3 protein-coding genes are annotated in these 4,853 nt (G+C 34.1%); 2 read left to right on the forward strand and 1 reads right to left on the reverse strand.

Annotation, left to right across the window (positions count from 1 at the left end; genetic code table 11):
• Window positions 1-318: 318 nt before the first annotated feature.
• Together CKF59_RS06935 and CKF59_RS06940 are read left to right on the forward strand one after the other, a co-directional pair.
• Window positions 319-1,164 carry a hypothetical protein gene (locus CKF59_RS06935; protein WP_119535212.1) on the forward strand — a complete coding sequence of 282 codons (846 nt, stop codon included), beginning with the start codon at window positions 319-321 and terminating at the stop codon, window positions 1,162-1,164.
• Between the two features lie 87 nt (window positions 1,165-1,251).
• The gene (locus CKF59_RS06940; protein ID WP_119535213.1) at window positions 1,252-2,979 is read left to right on the forward strand and encodes a proline--tRNA ligase; all 1,728 of its coding nucleotides are present in this window, start codon (window positions 1,252-1,254) and stop codon (window positions 2,977-2,979) included.
• A 253-nt stretch (window positions 2,980-3,232) separates the two neighbouring features.
• Here the strand turns inward: CKF59_RS06940 and asnB are convergent, their stop codons facing one another.
• Complete coding sequence (gene asnB / locus CKF59_RS06945; protein ID WP_119535214.1) at window positions 3,233-4,828, reverse strand: asparagine synthase B; 1,596 nt, start codon at window positions 4,826-4,828, stop codon at window positions 3,233-3,235.
• Window positions 4,829-4,853 lie beyond the last annotated feature (25 nt).

Genomic DNA, 4,853 nt, shown 5'->3' on the forward strand with positions numbered 1-4,853 from the left:
AATTATCGTATCTGACAAGATGCCTCCTATTCTTTCTCAAGTCTGCTTGGCCAAAACTTGAGCCTAAAAAAATTCTGCATAATTAAAGTTAATCTATACTTATAACTTATTTTAAGACAAGTTTAATTATACCAAGTTTTCAAACGGTTTTAGAAGAAAAACTTTAAAAAGAGAAAAGTGTTAATATATCTCTAGATAATAGGCAGTACTTCTTAGTATAAATAAGCTTTTATGCTATACTATGTAGCATGTCTAAATTATTACTATATACCTATAGACATAATTTAAGTTTTTCAGATTTTACAAATAAACAAAGAGATGAGACGCTTTAAATCTTTGATTTGGGCATTAGTTTTAGGTTTTCTTGTTGTTGGTTGTAACAAAGAAGTAGTTACTTCTAATGATGCTCCTGAAAATAAATCTAATCGCCTGACAAATAATATTAGACTTCATTTAGATGAAAATTATGTTGTTGATGAATATGTAAATTTAAATCAAGAACAAGTAGATGAGTTCTATAAAAATATTCAAATTACGCCAATAGTAACTTTAGCGGATATTTATAAAGATGGTAAACTCCATCTGAGTTACGCTATAAAAAATATTGGTACCCAACCTATAGAAAAAGTTTTTCTTAAGGCGATAGTAAATTTTAAAATTAATAGTGTAGGGGCTATAGATAGTGCAACTGATAAAGATCAAGATAATAGTGAAGTAGATGACTCTTCTTCAACTGAGAGCAATGTAGATGATATTACTGAAGCTTCAACACAATTTTTCTTAATAGTACCAATTATCTTTGATCAATCTTATAAGCTTACAGATGTTACGAGCTATGACTTAAATGCTTATAGTCCAGCTTTAACGGTGGCTCAAGCTCCAAATTATTTACTGCCTGGGCAAGCTATAACTATTACCCTAGACTATAATCTTCATGGTCTAGATTCTTTATTTTTAGTACCACAGTTTATTCGTAATAGTTCGCCACAAAATTATATTTTTAATGGCTTTTTTACGATTCCACGTTATTTAGAAACTATAGACTCTAAGTTTATAGATACAAGAGATTTTCCTTTATCTAATGTAACTGAAGATACGGAACAACCTACAACTGAGCAAGTAGCACCTGACAGTGGTGCACCAGTTCCCGCAACGGGTAACTAAAGTTTGTTGTGAAGATAAATTTGGAGATGTTAGAGCATCTCAAGTATTTAAAATTGTTATATTAAATTAATTAAAAAGGTTATCTCAATGAGAATTTCTAATTATTTTTTAGCTACTTTAAAAGAAGCTCCTGCAGAAGCGGTAATTGACTCCCACAAATTAATGATTCGTGCGGGAATGGTACGAAAATTAGCTTCTGGAGTATATACTTGGTTACCAACAGGGAAGCGTATTCTTAAAAAAGTAGAAGAAATTGTACGTCGTGAAATGGATGCAGCTGGAGCTTTAGAGGGACTAGCAACAATGGTAACTCCTGCTGAGCTGTGGATTGAATCAGATCGCTATGATAGCTACGGGGATAATTTATTAAAATTTAAAGACCGTAAAGAAGCTAACTTTGTTTTAGGTCCGACTCATGAAGAAGTATTTACTTATACGGTAAAACAAGAAGTTTCTTCATATCGTCAATTACCATTAAACTTATACCAAATTCAGACTAAATTCCGTGATGAAACTCGTCCAAGATTTGGAATTTTGCGTACTCGTGAATTTATTATGAAGGATGCTTATTCTTTCCATATGAATTGGGAAAGTTTAGAGCAAACTTATAAAGATATGGAACAAGCTTATAATAATGTATTTAATGCTTGTGGTTTAAGTTTCCGTGCTGTGGAAGCAGATAACGGTTCTATGGGGGGTAAAGGCTCTAAAGAGTTTCAAGTGTTAGCTCCAGCTGGTGAAGATGTAATTGCTTATTGCGAATCTTCTGATTATGCAGCTAATATTGAAAAGGCTCCAGCTTTACCAAGTACAACTCGTCAAGCTCCAACTAAAGAATTAGAAAAAGTTCACACTCCTGGTGTAACCACAATTGAAAGTTTAGTTGAGTTTGGTAAAGGTAGCTTCGAAGCTAAGCAAACAGTTAAACTAGTGGTAGTAAAAGGGGCAACCGAACAAGCACCATTAGTAGCTTTAGCATTAAGAGGTGATCACACTTTAAATGAAGTAAAAGCAGAACATCATCCATTAATCGCTTCTCCTTTAACTATGGGCAATCCTGGAGAAATCGAAGAAGTATTTGGAGCTAAGCCAGGTTCTTTAGGAGTGGTTAACTGTCCAATTCCTTTAATTGTTGATGATACAGCTTTAACCGTTTCTGATTTTGTTACGGGAGCAAACGAAACTGACTATCACTTATTTGGCGTGAATTGGGATCGTGATGTTACTGAATATCAAAGTTACGATTTACGTAATGTAGAAGCGGGAGATCCATCTCCAGATGGTAAAGGAGTATTATCTTTAACTCGTGGTTGTGAGTGCGGTCACATTTTTATGTTAGGTGATAAATACTCTAAAGCTTTAAACTTTACTGTAACTGATGAAAATGGTGAAAACATTCATCCAATTATGGGATGTTATGGTATTGGGGTGACTCGTGTAGTGGCAGCTGCGATTGAACAAAATCATGATCAATGGGGTTGTACTTTACCAGATGCTTTAGCTCCTTTCTTAGTAGGTTTAGTACCGGTAAATTATCACAAATCTGAAGTAGTACGTGAGTTTGCGGATCAATTCTATGCAGAATTACCAGTAAAGCAAGAAGTGTACTTTGATGATCGTGGTGAGCGTTTAGGAGTAGCTTTAGCGGATATAGATTTAATTGGTGTACCTTATCAATTTATTATAGGGGAGAAAAACCTTAACAATGGTCAAGTAGAATTTAAAGATCGTCGTTCAGGAGAGAAACAATTATTAACTATTGAGCAAGCTAAAGTAAAAGCTAAAGAGCTTTTACTTAATTATGTTAGTAAATAAAGTATAGTTTATTAATAAACAAGATAAGATATGCAAAAGATCCGCTGAGAGGCGGATCTTTTACATATCTATAAAATAATAAAGCACATAAGTTTTTTAGTGGTAAGGATTTAACACTAAAGAGAAGGTTGTGAATGTTGGTGCTGAATTTTTTAAATGATAAGTATACTCTAAGAGGACTAACTAAAATCTTATCTAATTTTTTATTTGTGCATGAGCAAAGACCTACTTGACAACAAGTAGGTCTTTAAAATTATTTACCAGAATCACCGTAGTTTTTCAGTACACGCGCTGAAGGATCGTTTACTTCTTTACCAACCCATTCTTTGTTAGGCATCCAGAAGTCTTTAATTAAGTGACCTTGACCTGGATAGTGTTTTTCAAAGATATCACGGTAAAGTAATGATTCTTTTGTAAATGGTGTACCGTGTGGATATTTTTCTTTAGCTGCTTCTAAGTCTGCATCAGTGTATTTCTCTTCTGCATAAGCTTTTAAGTGGTCAACCATTGAGTGACCTACAGCATCAGAGAAAGCTGCTTTTTCACGCATTAAAATAGATTCGGGTAAGTAATCAGTACCCGCAAATGCTTTACGTAGTAAGTATTTACCTTTGTTATAAGTGTTCATTTTTAATGCAGGGTTAACGCTCATTACATATTGCACAAAATCTGTATCAGCAAAAGGAACACGAGCTTCTAAAGAGTGAGCTGCTAAACAACGGTCTGCACGTAATACATCATACATGTAAAGTTCTTTTACACGTTTTGCTGCTTCAGCTTGGAAAGCTGCTGGAGATGGAGCAAAGTCAGTATATTTATAACCAAATAGCTCATCAGAAACTTCACCTGTAAGAAGTACTTTAAGATCTGTGTTTTCGTGAATCCATTTACAGATTAGGTACATTCCTACTGAAGCACGAATAGTAGTAATATCCCAAGTTTCTAAGTGCCAAATTAATTTATCTAATACTGAAAGCACTTGATCTTTAGTCATAATAATTTCATAGTGCTCAGTACCTAGGTAATCAGCAACTTCTTTTGCGTATTTTAAATCAATTGGATCTGTATCCATACCTACCGCAAAAGTTTTGATTTTCTTACCTAATTTTTTAGTAGCAATAGCACAAACTAAAGATGAATCTAAACCACCTGAAAGAAGGTAACCAATTGGAGCATCTGCTTCTAAACGTTTATCAACTGCTGCTTCTAATTTTTCACGGATTTTTGTGGTTACAGTTTCAAAATCATCAGTTACAATTTGACGAGGTGTTGATAAGTCGTTATAACAAACGAATTCGCCGTTTAAATAGTAGTGACCAGGAGGGAATGGAGTTACTTTTTCACAGAATGGAATTAAACCTTTAGCTTCTGAAGCAAAAGCAATTTTTCCAGTTTCTTTGTCATAACCGTAGAAAAGAGGACGAATTCCCATAGGATCACGAGCTGCAAGTAAAGTTCCTGAAGCAGCATCGTTAATTACAAGAGCAAATTCACCGTCAAGCATTTTTACCATGCAGTCTGCACCTAGAGCAAAGAATAATGGTAATAACACTTCACAATCAGAATCTGAAGTAAAAGTATATTCAGTATATTTATCTTTTAAGAAGTGACGGATTTGGTGGAAGTTATAAATTTCACCATTACATACAGCTTCAGCTTCTTTAAATTTGAACGGCTGATTTCCCGCTGCTGATAAATCCATAATTGATAAGCGGTGGAATCCCCAAGTACCACATTGGTCAGCTACAAATTGATAGTTATCAGGACCACGGTGAGTGATTGAAGATGATGTTTGTTGAAAAACTTCTACGTTTTTCATCGTTGCTGAGTTATAAATAAAACCACACATATATAATAAACCTGTTATTTATATT

It is taken from the genome of Psittacicella gerlachiana (assembly GCF_003585965.1).
Lineage (GTDB): Bacteria > Pseudomonadota > Gammaproteobacteria > Enterobacterales > Psittacicellaceae > Psittacicella > Psittacicella gerlachiana.